Origin of the sequence: Priestia sp. YIM B13551, from assembly GCF_042787905.1 — a bacterium.
In the GTDB taxonomy this organism is placed as follows: Bacteria; Bacillota; Bacilli; order Bacillales; family Bacillaceae_H; genus Priestia.
Window position 1 is genome coordinate 42,668 of record NZ_JBHZOX010000003.1, and the last position, 19,379, is coordinate 62,046.

The following is a 19,379-nucleotide window of genomic DNA, read 5'->3' on the forward strand; positions in this document are numbered from 1 at the left end:
GCACTGTGCACTTCTTTTTTATTTAGAGCGGATGTTTAATCGTTTCATACGATACTGCAAGCTTTGTCTGGTCAGCCCTAGTATCTTAGCACTTTTTGAGATGTTGTGTCTGTGTTGTTCAAGCGTTTGTTTAATACATTCTGCTTCGAACGCTAACAGCTGTTCCTTTAAAGGAAGAGAAGGGTGAAAAGCGCTTGGATAAGAAGGTGCGTCACTGCTTGCTTTATTTTCAAAATGTTCATGCTGCTTTAGCTGGAACTTCGTTCTGTATTGGAAAGGAAGGTGAGAATAGTGAATAACATCTTCGTCCATTACCAAGTTCATTGCACCTTCAATAATGTGTTCTAATTCCCGTACGTTCCCTGGCCAGTCATAAGAGAGAAAAGAAGACATGACTTGGTGATCTACGGTTTTTACATTCATCTGAAACAAATCATTGTATTTTTTGATGAAAAACTTTGTCAATTCAATAATATCTTCTTTTCGTTCACGAAGAGGAGGAATAAAAAGCGTCACGACGCCAAGTCGATAATATAAGTCTTTGCGTAATCGGTTTTCTGCAATTGCATCGATTGGATCTTCATTCATGTTCGCAATCACTCGAACGTTAACCGGTTTGTCCACTGTATCCCCAATTCTTCGTACGGTTTTTTCCTGCAGCACTCGAAGAAGCTTAGCCTGAAGATTTGGGTTTAACGAGTTGATTTCATCTAGCAGTAATGTGCCTCCTTGCGCTTGTTCGAAAAGACCAGGATTATCCATTGCACCTGTAAAAGCTCCGCGTTTCGTACCGAACAAAAGGCTTTCAATTAAATTATCCGGTAGCGCAGCACAGTTTTGTGAAATAAAAGGAGCAGAAGAGCGGCTGCTGCCATTATGTATGCTCTGAGCAAACAGTTCTTTCCCTGTTCCTGTTTCTCCAATAATTAAGACATAAGAAGGAGTTCTAGTTGCACGCTTGGCATCTTCAATCACATCGTGAACCGCTTGACTGCTTCCGATGATGCTATCAAACGTAAAGCGTGTGTTTCCTTTTTGCCTAATGTTTTGCCGGATTAGACGCTCTAGTTTCGTCACGTCCTGAGCAATTTCAACCGCTCCTTGAATGACCCCGTCTTTTAAAATAGGGAAGGTATTATTAATCGTCGTGATTTCTTGTCCTTGATTGTTGAAATACGTTTGCTTGACGTTAACCGTTTCTTTTCCTTTTTGCAGCGCCTGTACAAGTGTGCTTTGCTGATTTTCTTTGAACATAAACACATCTAACAAGTTTTTATGTAAAACGTCTTGTTCATCCATCAGCTCCATCTTTGTCATCTTTTCATTATAAATAATAGTTTTTCCTGTTTCATCGACCGCATGGATACCGGCATCGACTTTATTTAAAATGGTTTCATATATATGTTTAAGAGTGCTTAATGTATCGGTCATTCAAATACTCTCCTTTAGCGGTGTTCATATCTCTATTTAAACAAAAATAACTGAATTCTGATAGTGTTTCCACATAAAAATAAATGAATGACCGAAGACAAATGTTATCCGTTTACAATGGATCCCCCATTAATGTGCAGAACTTGCCCGGACATATAAGAAGAATCAGAGCTTGCCAAGTATACATAGGCCGGTCCGAGCTCAGAAGGCTGTCCTGCCCGTTTCATAGGTGTATTAGACCCAAATGTCGCAACTTGCTGTTCGTCGAACGTAGACGGAATAAGAGGTGTCCAAATGGGTCCCGGAGCTACGCCGTTTACGCGAATGCCTTTTGTTGCGAGCGAAGCTGATAAAGAACGTGTAAAAGCAACGATAGCACCTTTGGTTGAAGAGTAATCAATCAGCTGATCATGCCCATGGTAAGCTGTCACAGACGTTGTATTAATAATAGCGCTTCCTTGTTTTAAATGAGGCAATGCAGCTTTGGTGAGATGAAAAATTGAAAAAATATTCGTTTGAAACGTACGAGTAAGCTGTTCAGTCGTAATATCCGTAATACTTTTTTGAGGATGCTGTTCAGCTGCATTATTGACTAAGATGTCTATTTTTCCGAAAGTCTGAATGGCCTTTGAGACGACTTCTTGACAAAAATGCTCATCTCCTATATCACCAGCAAGCAATAAACAAGAAGCTTCCATTCGTTCAACTTGTTTTTTGGTTTCATTTGCATCATCATGTTCATTAAGATAGGTTATGACAACATTTGCGCCTTCTTTAGCGTAATGATAAGCGACGGAACGTCCAATGCCGCTGTCTCCTCCGGTGATAATGGCTACTTTGTTCTGTAATTTTCCGCTTGCCTTATAGTCTGGAGCGATAGAGGTAGGGATTGGATGCATATCTTTCTCAATACCTGGCTGAGTTTGCTGATGCTGAGGAGGGAAGTTTTGTTTTTGATTTTGATTCATTGGTATACACTCCTTAATTAATATGAGTATGTAAGCGTATACTAGTATTTGTTAAGAAAGTGTATCTATGCATAGGAATAAGCCTGAACGAATAAAAAAAGGCTTTAAAAGAAAAAATGAATGCCGGGGCATCCATTTTTTTAGCGGTAATTAATAAATTGTACGTCAATAGGTAAATCAGCGCTGCGAATAGCTGAAATAATTTGCTGCAGGTCATCACGATTTTTACCGCTTACGCGAAGCTGATCATCTTGGATCTGGCTTTTTACTTTTAAACCAGTATTTTTAATAATTGTATTTAGCTTTTTAGCGTTGTCTTTGTCGATACCTTGAATTAGCTTGGCGCGTTGTCTAACCGTTCCTCCAGAGGCGTTCTCAATTTTTCCATATGAGATATTGCGTGTAGGTACGCCTCGTTTAATAAGCTTAGAGATCAATACGTCTTTTAACTGTTCAAGCTTAAATTCATCATCAGAAATAAGAACAAGCTCTTCGTTTTCAAGCGAGATTTCGCTTTTACTGCCTTTAAAATCGTAGCGGGTTTTAATTTCTTTTGTTGCCATGGTAATGCCGTTTGTTACCTCTGATAAATCGACTTGTGACACAATGTCAAATGAACTATCTTTAGCCATAATAACCTCCATATGTAAAGAGTTTGTTCTTTTATTATAAATAAAACACAAACTGTATACAACTGATATTGAATAGAGAGCCGGTAATTGATACAATACAAGTTATGCTTTTTGTTGTAAGCTATAGAAGCAGCTTTTTTAAACAATGCATGCATTTAAGTTGATTTGAAATTTAAAATGCTGTTCGATGCAAAGTGAGAAGGTATGTGGTGACGGAATAGTCACTACTAATTTATATAAAGGATGGATAGAACGATGAATGTAGAAGCTGGGATGAAAGCGTATTTAACAGTAAACCGGGAAACGCCGATTGGTTATATGTTAGCAGAAGGTGAAGAAGAAATTTTGCTACATAAAAATGAAACAACAAGAGAACTTGCTGAAGGAGAAGAAGTAGAAGTTTTTCTATACCTTGATCAGCATGACCGTTTAACGGCAACGATGCACTTACCTCTTGTTGAAGAAGGTGTTTATGAGTGGGTCGAGGTCGTAGATGTTAATCCAGGTTTGGGCGTGTTTGTAAATATCGGCATGAACAAAGATATGTTAATTGGTTCAACAGACTTACCTGCGCTAGAAGATCTGTGGCCAGAAGTCGGAAACAAGGTTTACTGTACAATGAAGATTTCAAAGCGCGGTAAGATGTACGGAAAAATTGCTACAGACGATGTGATGAAAGCAATGGCATTAGATGCTCCGCCCGAACTTTTTAATCGTGAAGTGAGCGGATACATCTATCGCGTACTGCGCGTAGGTTCATTTATTATGACAGATGAAGGATATGTCGGATTTATTCATGAAAGCGAGAGACGCAAAGAACCAAAGCTTGGTACGTATGTAACAGGCCGCGTAATTAATGTAAAAGAAGACGGAACGCTAAACGTATCGCTTCTTCCGCGCAAGCAAGAAAGCATGGATGAAGATGCACAAGTACTATATGATTACATGGAAAGCCGCGGTGGCGTTATGCCATTTTGGGATAAAAGCTATCCGGAAGATATTCGCGAGCGCTTTAATATGAGTAAAGCTGCGTTCAAACGTGCGCTTGGTAAACTGATGAAAGAAGGAAAAGTTTATCAAGAAGAAGGATGGACATATTTTAAAAAAGAAGAAAACTAAAAGGAGAAGCCGCTGAAAATTCAGCGGCTTCTTTTTATAAGTGATCAGTTTTTTTAGAAAATGAATGTTTTCCAAGCTCACGGTTATGCTTAGCTTGCAGATTCTTTTCGTGAAGCTTTGCGTTATTATCTTTTGCTTTTTTATCGTTATCGCTCGTTTTTGGCATTGTGATACACCCCTTTTTGATCGTACCTTTAGAATGCCCTGACCTCTTTAAATTATTCGATGGTTTCGTTCAAAAAGAAGACTGCAATCGTCCCTGGGCCAGAGTGAGAACCTATGGCTGCACCAATAATATTAATAATAAAATGTTTGGTTCCAAAACGTTCTTGAATCATCTCTTTCAGCTGAAGAGCTGTTTCTAAATCATCTCCATGGCTAATTCCAATGATTTGAGAAGAGAGGTTTTTTCCTCGCTCTTCCATTACATCAAGCATGCGCTTAAATACTTTTTTACGGCCGCGGATTTTTTCGATTGGAATCAATTTTCCATCTTCCACATGAAGCAGCGGCTTAATATTAAGCAGACCTCCTACAAAAGCAGAAGCTTTGCTCACGCGTCCTCCTTGAGCAAGAAAATCTAAGTCATCGACCGTAAAAATATGTTCCATATGCAGCGCGTATTGTTTTATTTTTTCTGTCATCTCTACTAGTGAGAGGTTTTGTTGTAGTAATTGTGCTGCATAATAAGTAACTACTCCCTGGCCAAGAGATGCACATTTCGTATCGATTATCTCTAATTGGAAATCAGGATACTTTTCTAGGAGTTCTTCTCGAATCATCATTGCTGTTTGATATGTACCGGATAATTCTGAAGAAAAAGCTAAATAAACGCAAGAATCACCTGATTTAGCTATGTCCTCAAAGACTTCATACATAGTAGTTGGAGCCGCTTGAGATGTTTTTGGCATCTTGCCTTTACGGATGGCTTCGTAGACAGAAGCTGGCTCAATCGTTTGTAGATCTAAAAATTCTTGATTATCCAGGCTTACGCGAAGCGGTAAAAAGCCAACGTTATTTTCTTGAAAAAAGGATAAAGGCAAATCGCTTGCACTATCGGTTAAAAGTTTAATTGACATAAATGTCACCTTCCTAATTGCATTTATAAAATATTAAATGAATTTGATGTATAAACATTGAGAAGCGTTATATACGACATAGTATTAGTGTATAAGCACTTTGAGGAAAATACAATTTTTGAATAAGTTTTTTTAATTCTGCCAAATCGTACATACTATATGTACTAACTATTTTAAAGATGCTGACTTTATTCATTTTATAAATGGGTATAGGAGAGTAAGAAGTTTTAAAAAAGCGGAGGTCGGTCATTTGAATATGTGGCTTGAAACAAAAAAAACGATAGTCGTCTTGGTAGGAGCATTATTGAATGCGCTTGCGCTCAACTTGTTTTTGATACCTGCTAATGTATATTCGAGCGGCTTTACAGGAGTAGCGCAGCTTGTTTCGAGTATCGTGACAGATTACACCCCTTTTACTATTTCCACGGGAGTGCTGCTGTTGTTGTTAAATATTCCTGTAACTATTTTAGGGTGGAAAAAAGTTGGGAAGTCATTTACTGTTTACAGCTTTATCAGCGTTGCTGCAACAACTTTGTTTCTTGGAATTATTCCTATTCAAGCACTTTCTAAAGACATCATCCTTAACGCAGTTTTTGGAGGCGTTATTTTAGCGGTAGGGGTAGGAATTACGTTAAAATTTGGAGCTTCAACTGGTGGGCTCGATATTATTGCCCTGATTTTGTCTCGAGTAAAAGACCGACCAATTGGCACTTATATGTTCATATTAAACGCAATTATTATCGTGCTAGCAGGTCTTTTATATGGGGCTGAGAAGTCACTCTATACGCTTGTGACGCTTTATACAACTACTCGCGTCATTGATGTTATTCATACGCGTCATGTCAAACTCACAGCAATGATCGTAACGAAAAAAGGAGTGGAGCTAAGAAAGGCGATTCACGCCAAACTCGTGCGAGGGATTACGGCGGTGCCGGCTAAAGGCGGCTTTACAAACGAAGATAAAGAAATGCTAATGATTGTTTTGACCAGATATGAATTATTTGACTTGGAACGAGTGATTAAAGAGGTAGATCCTAAAGCATTTACCAATATCGTTCAGACAACGGGAATCTTTGGTTTGTTTCGCAAGGATTAAAAAAGGGTCCAGGTATTAATTACCTGGACCCTTTGTATTAATGTGTACCTTTTAAGTCATTAGAAAGTTCTTGAAGCTGAGCTTGTTCTTCAGGAGAAGCATTTTGCTGCGCATGAGACAGCATATCAGCTGCAATGTTTTCATCAGAAGCTGCAGACGTATGAGCCTGAGACGTTTGATGATTTTGACCAGCAGCTCCCAATGTATTCTGAAGCTGCTGAAGCTGAGCTTGTTCTTCAGGAGAAGCGCTTTGCTGTGCATGAGACAGCATATCAGCTGCTACGTTTTCACTAGACGTGTGAGCTTCACCGTGAGCATGAGGCTGACCGCCTTCTAAAGTGCTTTGAAGCTGTTCAAGCTGGCTCTTTTCTTCAGGAGAAGCATTTTGCTGTGCATGAGATAATATATCAGCTGCCACGCTTTCACTGGACGTGTGAGCTTTACCGTGAGCGTGAGACTGACCGCCTTCTAAAGTGTTTTGAAGCTGTTCAAGCTGTGCCTTCTCTTCTGGAGAAGCATTCTGAACGATATGAGACAGCGTATCAGACGTAATGTCTGCGCTTTTCTCTTGTGAATGTGATTCTCCATCTGTATCATACGCTTGATGCAATGAGTTTTGGAATTGCTTCAGCTGCTCTTGCTCCTCAGGAGAAGCGTTAGAAGCAATACTATTTAATACGCCTTCTGAAATATCAAGCTCACCATTGCCGTGCTTTTGACGGTGAAGCTGATCTTCTGAATGGCCGGATACTGCATTTCGAATCGCGTCTTTTACTTGACCAAAAAGTGAATTTTTCATAAGTTACTGTCCTCCATGAGGAGTTTGGCGCTGCTGAGCTTGAAATGCTTCTGCCTCTGCCATAGTCATATGATAAGGAATTCGTTCATCATGTTTTTGAACTGCGTCTGCACCTTGTTTCACAAAACGTTTTGATCGATTGCCTCTGCCCATCATAAATTCCTCCTCGTAATATAAATAAAACCGACACCTTAAGAAGTGTCGGTTATAGTGTGTGCTAAATAAAAAAAATGATAGCGATAAAAATTTACCTTGCTTTTCAAAAAAAGCTAAGTTATAAATTTAACGTTTTTTCCAAATAATAAGCAATACCATCATTTTCATTCGATTTTGTTACTTCACGCGCTAGCTGTTTTAATTCGCTAATACCATTTTCCATGGCGATACCGTGTCCTGCAAATTTAATCATTTCAAAATCATTGTCTTCATCTCCAAACGCAATAATTCGTTCGCGTGGAATTTGATAATGATTAGCTACGCGCTCAAGACCTACAGCTTTATTAAGTCCTTTTTTTACAATTTCAACGACATGCCAAGGTGCTCCCCAGCGTCTGTGTTCTAGTACTTCTGCATGAACATCTGAAAGGTGAGAGCGTATATCTTGTACATGTTCTTCATCTGCGTGAATTAAAATAGACGTTGGATCGTGCTGCAGCGTATGACGCAAATCACCCGTTTGTAATTTAGGATCCCCTAGGCTAAGTACATCCATTAATTTTCGATCTTCAAAATGAAGATACACATCATCTTGTACTTCTGCCATGATATTGTTGATGCGATAGTCTTGCATAGCTGTCACAATGTCATGGACAGTGCGGCGGTTTAAAGGTTCGTGATGCGTGCCGAAATCAGGCTGAAGGGGGTGATGGACAAGCGCTCCGTTAAAGTTTACGATAGGCGTGGATAAATCTAATTCGCTGTAATACATAGCACTGGAACGATAAGGTCTACCAGTTGCAATCATTACAATATGTCCTTCTTGTTTGGCTTTTTCTAATACCCGTTTTGTTGTAGGTGAAATGGTTTTTTCATTCGTTAACAATGTTCCATCCAGATCTAAGGCGATTAAGTGTTGATCGTTTCTCATATAGGGCTCCTTTTAAATTGAAGTAGTTATACGATTATATTGAATTCTACTAATATTCATGCTTGTATTCCCATATTTTACACAACTTTTCCTTAGGAGCAAAGCAGAACGATTGACATGCAAAAGCTGTCTTGTTACGGTGTAAGACATAGTTATTGATTGCTTACGATAAATTGTTTAAGGGTATATTTAATACGTGAAGATAATTACGGAAGTAAAAGAAAGGAGAATGAATATGGATAAACAGTTAGAAGATAAAATCATGGAATCACTAGAAGAAGTAATTGATCCAGAGCTTGGCGTTGATATCGTAAATTTAGGCTTAGTGTATGGTGTAGAAATGGAAGAAAACAACACGGTTATCGTGACGATGACGTTAACTTCTATCGGCTGCCCGCTAGCTGGTGTGATTGGCGAACAAGTGAAAAAACAATTAATTTCGCTTGAAGAAGTAGAAAATGTAGAAGTGAATATCACATTTAATCCGCCATGGGATAAAGATCGCATGACGCGCTACGCTAAAATTGCATTAGGTGTTCAATAAGAAAAAAAGCCATCAACGATGGCTTTTTTTCTTATTCAATTCTGCACAATTCCACAGGGCAGTCCTCACAGTCTATTTCTTTCTTTAAAAAAGAAAGCTTATGAATGATAATTTTTCCATCTGCCATTGAAATCACTTCGTTTTTTCGCAACTCAGCGAGCATGCGGTTGACCACTTCTCGAGATGTCCCGCATAGATTGGCGATTTCTTGATTTGTCAACGTTACGTTTAATAAAATACCATTTGGCTTCATTACTCCAAAGCTATTAGACATGCGGATCAGAGTAGAATAGAGAGCACCTTTTTTTCCATTTAGAATTAAGTCTCTAAATTTTGTCTGCATTCGCTTAATTTGTAGTCCCATCCACTTCATATACTCCATAGAAAGAGCAGGGTATTGTGCTAGTTCGTTTTCTAACACCCGTTTTTGAATACTGATTGCCGTACAAGGTTCAATAGCTTTTGCTTGAAGCATATGGGGAGTAGATCCGCAAAATAGCATGACTTCCCCGACTAAGTCTCCTGAACTCGCCAGCTGAAGCGTCAGCTCGCGTCCTTCCGGTGTCACTTTACCTACTTGCACGGCCCCTGACGTAATAAAAAATAAATGAGTTGAAGTCGAACCTTCTTGAAAGAGAAAGTCACCTTTTTTAAACGAAATTTTATGATCAAAGTTCATAAAAAATTGCTGCAGCTCATTCGAAAAAGAATCCGTTGTGATGTTCATCATGTTATCACCTTTTAATTAAAATTTTTTCGACTGCTACTTATTAATCTATTAAGTTAGAACAGTCTGTATATGCTGTACGTCCACTAGCCGTATAAAAAATATCATACGGATGATTTTTATCGATATTCTTATTATACACAAAAACAACCAGTGTTTTCCAAAACTATCTGTGAACAATTTCTAAACAAAAATAGAAAGGTGGTTATAAAAATAAAAAATTATGAATAAATAAAAATGTTTAAAAATATAGAATAAAGTGTTGGATTTTTTAAATATTCATTTGATTTTATTTTTATACGGTATTATAATGATAAATAATTCAAATAGATACGTGGAAAAAGGAGTTTTAAAATGAAAGAATACAAGGTAGGAATTGTTGGAGCAACAGGGTATGGAGGAGTAGAACTGATTCGTTTGTTAGCGAATCACCCACATTTTCATGTTTATGCAGTTTATTCATCATCTCAGGATGGGACAGAACTAGCAGAAGTTTATCCTCACCTTTCTAATACTGTATATACACTGCAAGATATAAACCCTAAGAATATGGCTGAAGAATTAGATTTAGTGTTTACAGCAACTCCGTCCGGTGTTTCTAGCAAACTTGTACCTCAATTAATAGAAGAAGGAATAAAAGTGGTAGATCTATCTGGAGATTTTAGATTAAAAACAGAAGCGCTTTATGAAAAATGGTACAAAAAGCCTGCTGCAGCCGAAGCGTTTTTACAACAGTCTGTGTATGGATTATCAGAATGGTTTGCAGATGAAGTCGAAAGCAGTACATTCGTTGCGAACCCGGGTTGTTATCCAACAGCTACACTGCTTGGGCTAGCTCCCCTCGTTAGTAAACAAATGGTGAAATCAAACTCTATTATCATTGATGCAAAGTCCGGAATCTCAGGAGCAGGACGCGGTCTTTCGCAAATGGCTCATTATGCTGAAATCAATGAAAATATGAAAATATACAAAGTTAATCAACATCAGCATATCCCAGAAATCGAATCTATTTTAGAAAAGTGGGATGAGGAAATTGGCCACGTTACGTTCAGTACGCACTTAGTTCCAATGACGCGAGGGATTATGAGTACAATATACGCTGAACTTTCTGAAGAAAGCTCAGTACAAGAACTTCATCAGCTATATGTAGATACATATCAAAACTCCCCGTTCGTTCGCGTTCGAAAAGCTGGTGAATTTCCGTCTACTAAAGAAGTAAGTGCATCAAATTATTGCGATATCGGTGTTGCATTTGACGAACGAACAAAGCGTATCACGATTGTTTCTGTCATTGATAACTTAGTTAAAGGGGCAGCCGGTCAGGCCATTCAAAATGCCAATATCATGATGGGATTTGAACAGCAAGCGGGTATCGGGCTACTGCCTGTCTTCCCATAAAGACACAGCATCACTAATCACGATAAAAGCAGGAGGGAACGTATAGTGATTACGGTTAAACAAACGAAAGAAAAGATAAAGAAAATAGAGAACGGTACAATTGTAACGCCTCTAGGTTTTTCAGCAGATGGCGTTCACGCTGGTTTACGTTATGCTAAAAAAGATTTAGGAGTTATTGTAAGCGACGTGCCAGCTAATTGCGCAGCTGTTTACACGCTTAATGCCTTTCAAGCAGCGCCTTTAGCTGTTACAAAAGAAAGTGTAGCGGTGGAGCAGAAGCTGCAAGCGATCGTTGTGAACAGCGCATGTGCAAATGCATGTACTGGAGAACAAGGATTAAAAGATGCATACCAAATGCGAAATACATGTGCAGAAAAGCTTAATATCCTACCTCATCATGTAGCGGTAGCTTCTACAGGCGTAATTGGAGAGCTTCTAGATATGGAAAAAATTGTTAAAGGTATTGGGTTATTAAGTCCTTCGTCGAACAAAGAAAAAGCAGAAGAATTTCAAACGGCTATTTTAACAACAGATACAGTGATGAAGTCAGCTTGCTATGAAACAAAAATTGACGGCAAAGTAGTTACCATTGGCGGCACAGCGAAAGGATCAGGCATGATTCATCCAAATATGGCTACGATGCTTAGCTTTATCACAACGGATGCTAAGGTTGAAGCTTCAGTGCTACAAGATGCGCTAGGTTCTATTACAAATAAAAGCTTTAATCAAATTACAGTAGATGGTGATACGTCAACCAACGATATGGTTGTTGTTTTAGCAAATGGAAAAGCTGGTCACCAGTCGCTTACACCAGATCATCCTGAATGGAATTCGTTTTATGAAGCACTGCGCTTGACGTGTGAAGATTTAGCCAAACAAATTGCACGCGACGGTGAAGGAGCAACAAAACTAATTGAAGTAAACGTATCTGGTGCTCATACAAACGAAGAAGCAAATGTGATTGCTAAACAAATTGTGGGCTCGAACCTAGTGAAAACGGCCATGTATGGAGCCGATGCTAATTGGGGACGAATTATTTGTTCAGTTGGGTACAGCGGAGTAGCGCTTAATCCAGAAACAGTGAATGTTTCGTTAGGCAATATCCAGATGTTAGAAAACAGTCAGCCTGTTTCATTTAGTGAAGAAGAAGCAAAGGCTTATCTAGAAAATGATACGGTCGAAGTCTATGTTGACTTACAGCAGGGAAATGGAATTGGCAAGGCGTGGGGCTGCGATTTGACTTACGATTATGTCAAAATCAACGCCAGTTATCGAACGTAAGGAGAGAGTGAAATGAGCAGTGAAAAAATCGTCGTTGTAAAATGCGGAGGCAGCATTGTCAATCAGTTAACAAGCGCTTTTTTTGAAAGTATTCAGCAGTTAAAAGCGAGTGGATATCAAATCATTGTTGTGCACGGAGGCGGGCCTGATATTCAAGATACGCTTACCAAACTTCACATTGAAACGGAATTTGTAGATGGGCTTCGAAAAACGTCCAAAGAAGCATTAGAAGTTGTGACGATGGTATTAGCAGGCAAGGTTAATAAGCAGCTTGTAAAAGAACTACAAAAAGCGAACTTAAAAGCGGTAGGACTATCAGGAATTGATGGATTATTGCTTAAAGCAGAGGCTATCGATGTTGAACGTCTAGGTTACGTTGGAGAAGTAAAAGGCGTAAATGATACATTATTAAAACAACTAACTGACAGTCAGTATATTCCAGTTATTTCTTCCATTGGAGCCGATGAAGAAGGCAATAGCTATAATATTAATGCTGACGTGGCAGCCGGAGCCGTTGCACAAGCAGTAAATGCTGAAAAGCTGATGTTTGTAACGGATGTAAAAGGTGTGTTAAAGGATGGAGCATTGCTTCCTGAGCTTACAAAGTCAGAGATTGATGCACTTATTGAAGAAAAAGTAATTTACGGCGGAATGATTCCGAAAGTAACATCAGCGGTAAATGCGTTATCTCCTTTGCTTGAAGAAGTTCATATTATTAGCGGAACTGATGGATTTTTAGATAAGGAAGGAAAGCTGATTGGTACAGCAATTAAATATAGTGGAAAAGGTGGAGAAGATAGCGATGAGTTCATTGTTTCCAACATATCAACGGTTTGATATCCATGTGGAAGAGGCGCAAGGAACAAAATTAATAGATAACAAAGGAAATGAGTATTTAGATTTTATTTCAGGTATCGCTGTTTGTAACGTAGGTCATCGTCATCCTGATGTTCAAAAAGCGGTCGAAGAGCAGTTAAATAAAGTGTGGCACGTGTCAAATTTATTTCATCAATCGATTCAAGAAGACGTAGCAGGTAAGCTTGTGGAACACTCAAACGGTGATGCAGTATTTTTCTGTAACAGCGGTGCAGAAGCCAACGAAGCGGCGATTAAATTAGCGCGCAAGTACACGCAAAAACACAAAATTATTACGTTTACAAAATCATTTCATGGACGTACATTTGCTACAATGGCAGCTACAGGGCAGGCAAAAATTCATGATGGCTTCGGTCCTCTTGTTAATGAGTTTGTTTACGTGCCATACAATGATGAAGAAGCATTAAAACAGGAAATGGACGATAGCGTAGCAGCAATTATGGTTGAAGTCATTCAAGGAGAAGGCGGAGTGGTTCCAGGAACCGAAGCATTTTTATTAACCATTCAAGAGCTGTGTAAAAAGCACGAAGCACTGTTTATAGTCGATGAAGTGCAAACTGGAATCGGCAGAACAGGAAAACCGTTCGCTTATCAGCATTTTAACGTGTCACCAGACATTATTACAGCAGCCAAAGGGTTAGGAAGCGGAATGCCGGTTGGTGCGATGATTGGAAAAGGCTATCTCAAAGATGCATTTGGACCTGGTACTCACGGAACAACCTTTGGAGGAAACCCAATTGCACTAGCTTCAGCCAAAGCAACCTTAAACATTATTTTTAATGAAGCATTTTTGGCAGAGGTTACAGAAAAAAGCCTTTATTTTACCAATGCTTTGAAAAATAGCATAGCAGATTATTCATTTGTAACCGATGTTCGTGGAAAAGGTTTTATGATTGGAATTGAATGCGGAGAACATCAGTCAGCATTGCTTGCAGCTATGCGTGAAAAAGGATTGCTAGCACTGGGAGCAGGACCGCACGTAGTACGATTGCTGCCGCCTTTAACTGTAACAAAAGAAGAGTTGGACCAAGCGATTCATATCATTGAAGAAGCGTTTAGCCAAACAAAAATTACTTCATAATACAAATTTTTTTGAATATGTTTGTATAAAAATTCTGTTTTATAAATAATTATTCGAAGAGGGATGCACAATGAACGGATATTTACACTTAGCAAACGGCGATTCGTTCGCCGGACACATTGAACATACAGCAACGCACCAGGCAGAAGGAGAAATTGTTTTCTTTACTGGAATGACTGGTTATCAAGAAGTTGTGACTGATCCATCTTACAAAGATCAAATTATCGTCTTTACGTACCCTTTGATTGGGAACTATGGTATCAATGAAAAAGATTATGAAAGCAAAAAGCCTCATGTAGCAGGCGTTGTCGTATACGAATGTTCAGATGAAGGGTTCCATTACGAAGCGATGTACAGCTTTAAACAATATTTAAAGAAATGGAACATTCCGCTTATTACACATGTGGATACGAGAGCGGTCGTAAAACGAATTCGAAAAGAAGGTACGATGCAATCTGCCTTTTCGACATCTGCTGAGCCGCCAGCATTTACTGCTGAATGCGATGGATATGTAGTAAAAGAAGTATCAACAAAAGAGCCTGTTACTTACGGAAACGGTGAAAAACACGTTGTATTAATGGACTTTGGTTATAAAAAATCAATTTTACAAGAGCTGTTAAATCGAGAGTGCAAAGTAACAGTTGTTCCTTATTCTACAAGTTCTTCAAAAGTAAAAGAACTGCAGCCGGATGGCATTGTCTTATCAAACGGACCTGGAGATCCAACTCAAGTGAGCAGTCAGCTGGATGAATTAAAAGAAATTATTTCATCTTATCCAACTTTGGGAATTTGCTTTGGACATCAGTTAATTGGGCTTGCTTTTGGGGCACAAACCAAAAAGCTGGCGTTCGGTCACCGAGGAGCTAATCAGCCTGTAATTGATTTAACGAATAACAAAGTGTGTATGACGTCTCAAAACCATAGCTATGTCGTAGACGAACAGACGATTACGTCTACGCCATTAAACGTTCGATTTAAAAATGTGAATGACGGATCGGTTGAAGGTTTAATGCATAAAGACCTTCCTGTTATGTCGGTTCAATACCATCCAGAAGCACATCCTGGACCAAGTGACAGCACGTATATCTTTGATGAATTTATGACGAAAGTACAGCAAGTAGGGAGCGGAAAAGTATATGCCTAAAGACCAAACGTTAAAAAAGATTTTAGTAATCGGATCAGGACCAATCGTAATCGGGCAAGCAGCAGAATTTGATTATTCAGGAACTCAGGCATGCTTGTCATTAAAAGAAGAAGGTTATGAAGTTATCTTAATCAATAATAATCCAGCTACAATTATGACGGACACTCACGTAGCAGATCGAATCTATTTTGAACCATTAACAGTAGACTGCGTGGAGAAAATTATTGCAAAAGAAAAGCCGGATGGTTTGTTAGCCACATTAGGCGGACAGACGGGTTTAAACTTAGCCCTTGAGCTTCATGAACAAAACATTTTGCCGAAATACGATGTGAAACTTTTAGGAACACCGATTGAATCAATCAAAAAAGGTGAAAGCCGTGAAGAGTTCCGTGCATTGATGAATGAACTGAATGAACCGGTGCCGGAAAGTGAAGTTGTCACAAAAGTAGAAGAAGCGTTAGCTTTTGCCGAGAAAATTGGTTTTCCTGTTATTGTACGTCCTGCTTATACGTTAGGCGGAACGGGCGGAGGAATTGCTCATTCTATGGAAGAGCTTGAAAAGCTTTCAGCGTCAGGTTTGCGTGAAAGTGCTATTACTCAATGCTTAATTGAAAAAAGCATCGCTGGATTTAAAGAGGTTGAGTACGAGGTTATGCGTGACGTGAACAATACGTGCATCACAATTTGTAATATGGAAAACATCGATCCCGTAGGCGTCCATACTGGAGATTCGGTAGTCGTTGCTCCTTCTCAAACGTTAACAGACGTGGAATATCAAATGCTTCGCTCTGCTTCAGTTAAAATTATTTCATCGCTTGGCATTATTGGGGGCTGCAACATCCAGTTTGCGCTTGATCCAAAAAGCAAGCAGTATTATCTAATTGAAGTAAATCCGCGTGTGAGCCGTTCGTCTGCTCTTGCATCAAAAGCAACGGGCTATCCGATTGCCAAAATTGCTGCAAAGCTATCGGTAGGCTACACGCTTCATGAGTTATTAAATCCTGTCACAGGAGACACGTATGCAAGCTTTGAACCTGCTCTTGACTACGTAGTAGTCAAATTTCCAAGATGGCCGTTTGACAAGTTTTTCTACGCTGAAAGAACGCTTGGTACGCAAATGAAAGCAACTGGAGAAGTAATGGCTATTGACCGTAACTTTACACGTAGCTTCCAAAAAGCATTGTCTTCTTTAGAAATTGACTTACAAGGATTAGAAGTAGAAGAACTGCAAGAACTTTCAACGGATGAATTAAAAAGCAAGCTTAGCGAACAAAGCGATGAACGTATTTTTGTTATCTTAGAGCTTTTACGCCGTGGCACAACGCCTGAGTATATCCATGAAGTAACGCAAATTGATTATTTCTATTTAACACACTTTGCACAGCTGATTAAAATGGAAGCCTCTTTAAAGGAAGTGCGTTTTGATTCGATTACAGCTGAACACTTCAAGCAAGTGAAAGAGCATGGATTTACAGATGCGTATCTAGCAAACGTATGGAATGTGCCTGAGCTTGACGTAAGAGCGAAGCGTAAAGCACTACATATTACGCCGAGTTATAAAATGGTGGATACATGTGCAGCGGAGTTTGAATCTTCAACGGCTTATTTCTATTCCAGTTATTACGGGGAGAGCGAAATTGAACCATCAACGAATAAAAAAGTTGCGATTATCGGTTCTGGACCAATTCGTATCGGGCAAGGAGTAGAGTTCGACTACAGCTCTGTACATGGTGTGCTAGCTCTTGAAAAAGAAGGATACGAAACGATTTTAATTAACAATAATCCAGAAACGGTAAGTACGGATTTTGAAGTAGCAGATCGCTTATATTTTGAACCTGTAACAGTAGAAGACGTATTAAATGTTCTTGATGCTGAAAATGTGAAGGATGTAATTGTTCAATACGGAGGTCAAACAGCTATTTCGCTTGTTAAAGGGCTAGAAGAAGCTGGCGTCAATTTACTAGGGATTACAAATGATGTCATTGATGCACTTGAAGATCGTGACCTGTTTTACAAGCTTTTAGATGAGTGTGATATCCCTCATATCCCAGGTGAAATGGCGAAAGATGAGCAAGAGCTTGTCCAAAAAGCAAAAGATATGGGATTCCCATTACTTATTCGTCCTTCTTACGTAATTGGCGGAAAAGGGATGCTGACAATTCAAAACGAAACAGAGCTTCAGGCTTGTTTACCGGCTATTAAAGCGTCTCATTTCCCAATGCTTATTGATGCTTACTTCCCTGGAAAAGAAGCAGAAGTTGATGTGGTAGCAGACGGAAAAGATGTGTTGATTCCGACAATCGTTGAACATATTGAAAAAGCCGGGGTTCATTCAGGAGACAGCTATGCGCTTTTACCAGCCAAAACAGTAGAAGCAGCACATAAAGAAAAAATGGTGAGCTACGCTCAAAAAATTGTAAACAAACTCCAATATAGAGGGATTATGAATATCCAATATGTTATTTACAACGATGAAGTCTACATGCTGGAAGTTAATCCGCGTGCCAGCCGTACAGTGCCTGTAGTAAGCAAAGTATGCAACACGCCGCTTGTTTCGCTATCAACTCAAATATTGCTTGGGAAATCATTGTCGGAAATTAGTGAAAAGCTAGGTTTATTGCCGGATCCGGCTTACACAACTATCAAGTTTCCAGTGTTTTCGACAAGTAAATTATCAGGAGTTGATCCACTTGTTGGACCGGAAATGAAGTCAACTGGTGAAGGAATTGCGATTTCTTCAACGATTGAAGAAGCAGCAAAAAAAGTATTCCATCAGTATGTGTTAAGTAAAAACGGTGCTGCGGAAGTATATATCAACGGAGAAGCGCAAGGTCTTGAAGCACTTGTGCAAAGCGCGGGCTTAACTCTTGTTAAAGATAAAGAAGTTAGTGAATGGGTGAAAACGAAAGAAGCTTTATTATACGTAAGCTTACAGCCTGAAGATAAAGAAAGCCGTATGTCAGCATTAAAACACGGTTTGATGGTCATGACGGAGGCAGAAACGGCATCGCTATTTTTCCAATCGTTCCAAGTCGATGAATATCAGGTTTCATCACTACAAGAATGGTTTCAAAAAACTAAAAAGGAAGTGACAGTATCATGAGTACAGTATCGGTAAATACCAATTTAAAAGGAAAAGATTTGCTTACGCTTAAAGATTTATCATCAGACGATATTATGTCACTTTTGGAAAGCGCCATTGAGCTGAAACAAAAGCATAAAAATGGTGAAATCGTAACATCGTTAAAAGGAAAAACGCTGGGGCTCATTTTTGAAAAATCTTCAACAAGAACAAGAGTTTCATTTGAAGCGGGAATGATGCAGCTTGGAGGAAACGCCCTCTTTTTAAGCAGCCAAGATTTACAGATTGGACGCGGAGAAACGATTGCTGATACAGCACGCGTACTATCTGAATTCATCGATGCTATAATGATTCGTACGTTTGAACACAGCAAGATCGAAGAGCTTGCAGATTACGCATCCATTCCCGTTATTAATGGTTTGACAGATGATTATCATCCTTGTCAGGCTCTAGCTGATTTATTAACGATTTACGAGCACAAGAAATCATTTGAAGGGCTAAAAGTAGCTTATGTTGGAGACGGAAATAATGTAGCGCATTCGTTAATGATTGCATGTGCAAAAATGGGGATAGATATTTCAATTGGATGCCCTGATGGTTATGAGCCAAAAGACTTTGTAACAGCTTATGTTAATGAAATAGCTGCTACAACAGGTGCGAAGGTTACGATTACAAAAGATCCTGTAGAGGCTGTGAAAAATGCCGATGCTATTTATGCAGACGTATGGACAAGTATGGGACAGGAAGAAGAAGCACAGCAGCGCTTGAAAATATTTGCTCCTTATCAAGTAAATGAAGAACTAGCTGCCTATGCTAAGTCAGACTATTTATTTCTGCACTGTTTGCCTGCGCATCGTGAAGAAGAAGTAACAGCAAGCATTATTGACGGACCAAATTCTGTTGTCTTTCAGCAGGCTGGAAATCGTATGCATGTACAAAAAGCTTTGCTACAAGCCATTTTAGCTTAAGAGAAAAACCCTTTCTGAGAATATCAGAAGGGGTTTTTTGTTTAAAGGGAATTAATTGAGGGAACAC

19 protein-coding genes are annotated in these 19,379 nt (G+C 39.1%); 10 read left to right on the forward strand and 9 right to left on the reverse strand.

The genetic code is table 11. The features are described from left to right. Nucleotides 1-18 precede the first annotated feature (18 nt). From ACFX4N_RS17260 to ACFX4N_RS17270, 3 genes are all read right to left on the reverse strand, one after another. Complete coding sequence (locus ACFX4N_RS17260; protein ID WP_029324706.1) at nt 19-1,431, reverse strand: sigma-54 interaction domain-containing protein; 1,413 nt, start codon at nt 1,429-1,431, stop codon at nt 19-21. 104 nt (nt 1,432-1,535) lie between these two features. Next, the gene (locus ACFX4N_RS17265) at nt 1,536-2,399 is read right to left on the reverse strand and encodes an SDR family oxidoreductase (RefSeq protein WP_013055375.1); all 864 of its coding nucleotides are present in this window, start codon (nt 2,397-2,399) and stop codon (nt 1,536-1,538) included. Between the two features lie 140 nt (nt 2,400-2,539). Continuing rightward, nucleotides 2,540-3,031: a YajQ family cyclic di-GMP-binding protein gene (locus ACFX4N_RS17270; protein ID WP_013055376.1), complete on the reverse strand. Its 492-nt coding sequence runs from the start codon at nt 3,029-3,031 to the stop codon at nt 2,540-2,542. Nucleotides 3,032-3,286: 255 nt separating this feature from the next. Here ACFX4N_RS17270 and ACFX4N_RS17275 point away from each other — a divergent pair, with 255 nt between their 5' ends. Next, nucleotides 3,287-4,150 carry a CvfB family protein gene (locus ACFX4N_RS17275; protein WP_013055377.1) on the forward strand — a complete coding sequence of 288 codons (864 nt, stop codon included), beginning with the start codon at nt 3,287-3,289 and terminating at the stop codon, nt 4,148-4,150. 34 nt (nt 4,151-4,184) lie between these two features. On the opposite strand, the gene ACFX4N_RS17280 is transcribed toward ACFX4N_RS17275, so the two are convergent. Beyond that, entirely contained in the window at nt 4,185-4,316 is a 132-nt protein-coding gene (locus ACFX4N_RS17280; protein WP_013055378.1) for a DUF3941 domain-containing protein, read from the reverse strand. 52 nt (nt 4,317-4,368) lie between these two features. After that, nucleotides 4,369-5,229, reverse strand: coding sequence for a DegV family protein (locus tag ACFX4N_RS17285; protein WP_029324708.1), 861 nt, complete (start codon nt 5,227-5,229; stop codon nt 4,369-4,371). Between the two features lie 256 nt (nt 5,230-5,485). Here ACFX4N_RS17285 and ACFX4N_RS17290 point away from each other — a divergent pair, with 256 nt between their 5' ends. After that, the gene (locus ACFX4N_RS17290; protein WP_192100719.1) at nt 5,486-6,325 is read left to right on the forward strand and encodes a YitT family protein; all 840 of its coding nucleotides are present in this window, start codon (nt 5,486-5,488) and stop codon (nt 6,323-6,325) included. A 37-nt stretch (nt 6,326-6,362) separates the two neighbouring features. Here ACFX4N_RS17290 and ACFX4N_RS17295 read toward each other — a convergent pair whose 3' ends face one another. The 3 genes from ACFX4N_RS17295 to ACFX4N_RS17305 all read right to left on the reverse strand — a co-directional run bounded on the left by ACFX4N_RS17295 (nt 6,363) and on the right by ACFX4N_RS17305 (nt 8,211). Continuing rightward, nucleotides 6,363-7,124, reverse strand: coding sequence for a DUF3813 family protein (locus ACFX4N_RS17295; protein WP_013055381.1), 762 nt, complete (start codon nt 7,122-7,124; stop codon nt 6,363-6,365). Nucleotides 7,125-7,127: 3 nt separating this feature from the next. Next, complete coding sequence (locus ACFX4N_RS17300; protein WP_013081728.1) at nt 7,128-7,277, reverse strand: hypothetical protein; 150 nt, start codon at nt 7,275-7,277, stop codon at nt 7,128-7,130. 121 nt (nt 7,278-7,398) lie between these two features. Then, entirely contained in the window at nt 7,399-8,211 is an 813-nt protein-coding gene (locus tag ACFX4N_RS17305; RefSeq protein WP_013055383.1) for a Cof-type HAD-IIB family hydrolase, read from the reverse strand. 235 nt (nt 8,212-8,446) lie between these two features. Here ACFX4N_RS17305 and ACFX4N_RS17310 point away from each other — a divergent pair, with 235 nt between their 5' ends. After that, nucleotides 8,447-8,755, forward strand: a complete 309-nt coding sequence (locus tag ACFX4N_RS17310) for a metal-sulfur cluster assembly factor (RefSeq protein ID WP_013055384.1) — start codon at nt 8,447-8,449, stop codon at nt 8,753-8,755. A 31-nt stretch (nt 8,756-8,786) separates the two neighbouring features. Here ACFX4N_RS17310 and ACFX4N_RS17315 read toward each other — a convergent pair whose 3' ends face one another. Next, on the reverse strand, nt 8,787-9,485 hold the full coding sequence (locus ACFX4N_RS17315) for a Crp/Fnr family transcriptional regulator (protein WP_053486823.1): 699 nt from the start codon (nt 9,483-9,485) through the stop codon (nt 8,787-8,789). A 351-nt stretch (nt 9,486-9,836) separates the two neighbouring features. Between ACFX4N_RS17315 and argC the strand changes: the two genes are divergently transcribed. The 7 genes from argC (at nt 9,837) to argF (ending at nt 19,312) form a co-directional block, all read left to right on the forward strand. Continuing rightward, nucleotides 9,837-10,880 (forward strand): N-acetyl-gamma-glutamyl-phosphate reductase, encoded by a 1,044-nt coding sequence (gene argC, locus ACFX4N_RS17320; protein ID WP_057274284.1) that lies wholly within the window; start codon nt 9,837-9,839, stop codon nt 10,878-10,880. 48 nt (nt 10,881-10,928) lie between these two features. Beyond that, entirely contained in the window at nt 10,929-12,161 is a 1,233-nt protein-coding gene (gene argJ, locus ACFX4N_RS17325; RefSeq protein ID WP_371410265.1) for a bifunctional ornithine acetyltransferase/N-acetylglutamate synthase, read from the forward strand. A 12-nt stretch (nt 12,162-12,173) separates the two neighbouring features. Then, on the forward strand, nt 12,174-12,998 hold the full coding sequence (gene argB / locus ACFX4N_RS17330) for an acetylglutamate kinase (protein ID WP_013055388.1): 825 nt from the start codon (nt 12,174-12,176) through the stop codon (nt 12,996-12,998). Beyond that, nucleotides 12,964-14,118: an acetylornithine transaminase gene (locus ACFX4N_RS17335; RefSeq protein ID WP_377261872.1), complete on the forward strand. Its 1,155-nt coding sequence runs from the start codon at nt 12,964-12,966 to the stop codon at nt 14,116-14,118. Before argB ends, ACFX4N_RS17335 begins: the two co-directional genes overlap by 35 nt. Before the next feature lie 70 nt (nt 14,119-14,188). Beyond that, nucleotides 14,189-15,262, forward strand: a complete 1,074-nt coding sequence (locus ACFX4N_RS17340) for a carbamoyl phosphate synthase small subunit (protein WP_013055390.1) — start codon at nt 14,189-14,191, stop codon at nt 15,260-15,262. Beyond that, a complete protein-coding gene (locus ACFX4N_RS17345; protein WP_057274287.1) occupies nt 15,255-18,365 on the forward strand; it encodes a carbamoyl-phosphate synthase (glutamine-hydrolyzing) large subunit in 3,111 nt (1,036 codons plus the stop codon). Before ACFX4N_RS17340 ends, ACFX4N_RS17345 begins: the two co-directional genes overlap by 8 nt. Next, nucleotides 18,362-19,312 (forward strand): ornithine carbamoyltransferase, encoded by a 951-nt coding sequence (gene argF / locus ACFX4N_RS17350; RefSeq protein ID WP_013055392.1) that lies wholly within the window; start codon nt 18,362-18,364, stop codon nt 19,310-19,312. Before ACFX4N_RS17345 ends, argF begins: the two co-directional genes overlap by 4 nt. The last annotated feature ends 67 nt before the right edge of the window (nt 19,313-19,379 follow it).

Bases quoted from the DNA above. Each gene is read 5' to 3' on its own strand.
- ACFX4N_RS17260 (WP_029324706.1), bottom strand. From the start codon at position 1,431: ATGACCGATACATTAAGCACTCTTAAACATATATATGAAACCATTTTA.
- ACFX4N_RS17265 (WP_013055375.1), bottom strand. From the start codon at position 2,399: ATGAATCAAAATCAAAAACAAAACTTCCCTCCTCAGCATCAGCAAACT.
- ACFX4N_RS17270 (WP_013055376.1), bottom strand. From the start codon at position 3,031: ATGGCTAAAGATAGTTCATTTGACATTGTGTCACAAGTCGATTTATCA.
- ACFX4N_RS17275 (WP_013055377.1), top strand. From the start codon at position 3,287: ATGAATGTAGAAGCTGGGATGAAAGCGTATTTAACAGTAAACCGGGAA.
- ACFX4N_RS17280 (WP_013055378.1), bottom strand. From the start codon at position 4,316: ATGCCAAAAACGAGCGATAACGATAAAAAAGCAAAAGATAATAACGCA.
- ACFX4N_RS17285 (WP_029324708.1), bottom strand. From the start codon at position 5,229: ATGTCAATTAAACTTTTAACCGATAGTGCAAGCGATTTGCCTTTATCC.
- ACFX4N_RS17290 (WP_192100719.1), top strand. From the start codon at position 5,486: ATGTGGCTTGAAACAAAAAAAACGATAGTCGTCTTGGTAGGAGCATTA.
- ACFX4N_RS17295 (WP_013055381.1), bottom strand. From the start codon at position 7,124: ATGAAAAATTCACTTTTTGGTCAAGTAAAAGACGCGATTCGAAATGCA.
- ACFX4N_RS17300 (WP_013081728.1), bottom strand. From the start codon at position 7,277: ATGGGCAGAGGCAATCGATCAAAACGTTTTGTGAAACAAGGTGCAGAC.
- ACFX4N_RS17305 (WP_013055383.1), bottom strand. From the start codon at position 8,211: ATGAGAAACGATCAACACTTAATCGCCTTAGATCTGGATGGAACATTG.
- ACFX4N_RS17310 (WP_013055384.1), top strand. From the start codon at position 8,447: ATGGATAAACAGTTAGAAGATAAAATCATGGAATCACTAGAAGAAGTA.
- ACFX4N_RS17315 (WP_053486823.1), bottom strand. From the start codon at position 9,485: ATGATGAACATCACAACGGATTCTTTTTCGAATGAGCTGCAGCAATTT.
- argC (WP_057274284.1), top strand. From the start codon at position 9,837: ATGAAAGAATACAAGGTAGGAATTGTTGGAGCAACAGGGTATGGAGGA.
- argB (WP_013055388.1), top strand. From the start codon at position 12,174: ATGAGCAGTGAAAAAATCGTCGTTGTAAAATGCGGAGGCAGCATTGTC.
- ACFX4N_RS17335 (WP_377261872.1), top strand. From the start codon at position 12,964: ATGAGTTCATTGTTTCCAACATATCAACGGTTTGATATCCATGTGGAA.
- ACFX4N_RS17340 (WP_013055390.1), top strand. From the start codon at position 14,189: ATGAACGGATATTTACACTTAGCAAACGGCGATTCGTTCGCCGGACAC.
- ACFX4N_RS17345 (WP_057274287.1), top strand. From the start codon at position 15,255: ATGCCTAAAGACCAAACGTTAAAAAAGATTTTAGTAATCGGATCAGGA.
- argF (WP_013055392.1), top strand. From the start codon at position 18,362: ATGAGTACAGTATCGGTAAATACCAATTTAAAAGGAAAAGATTTGCTT.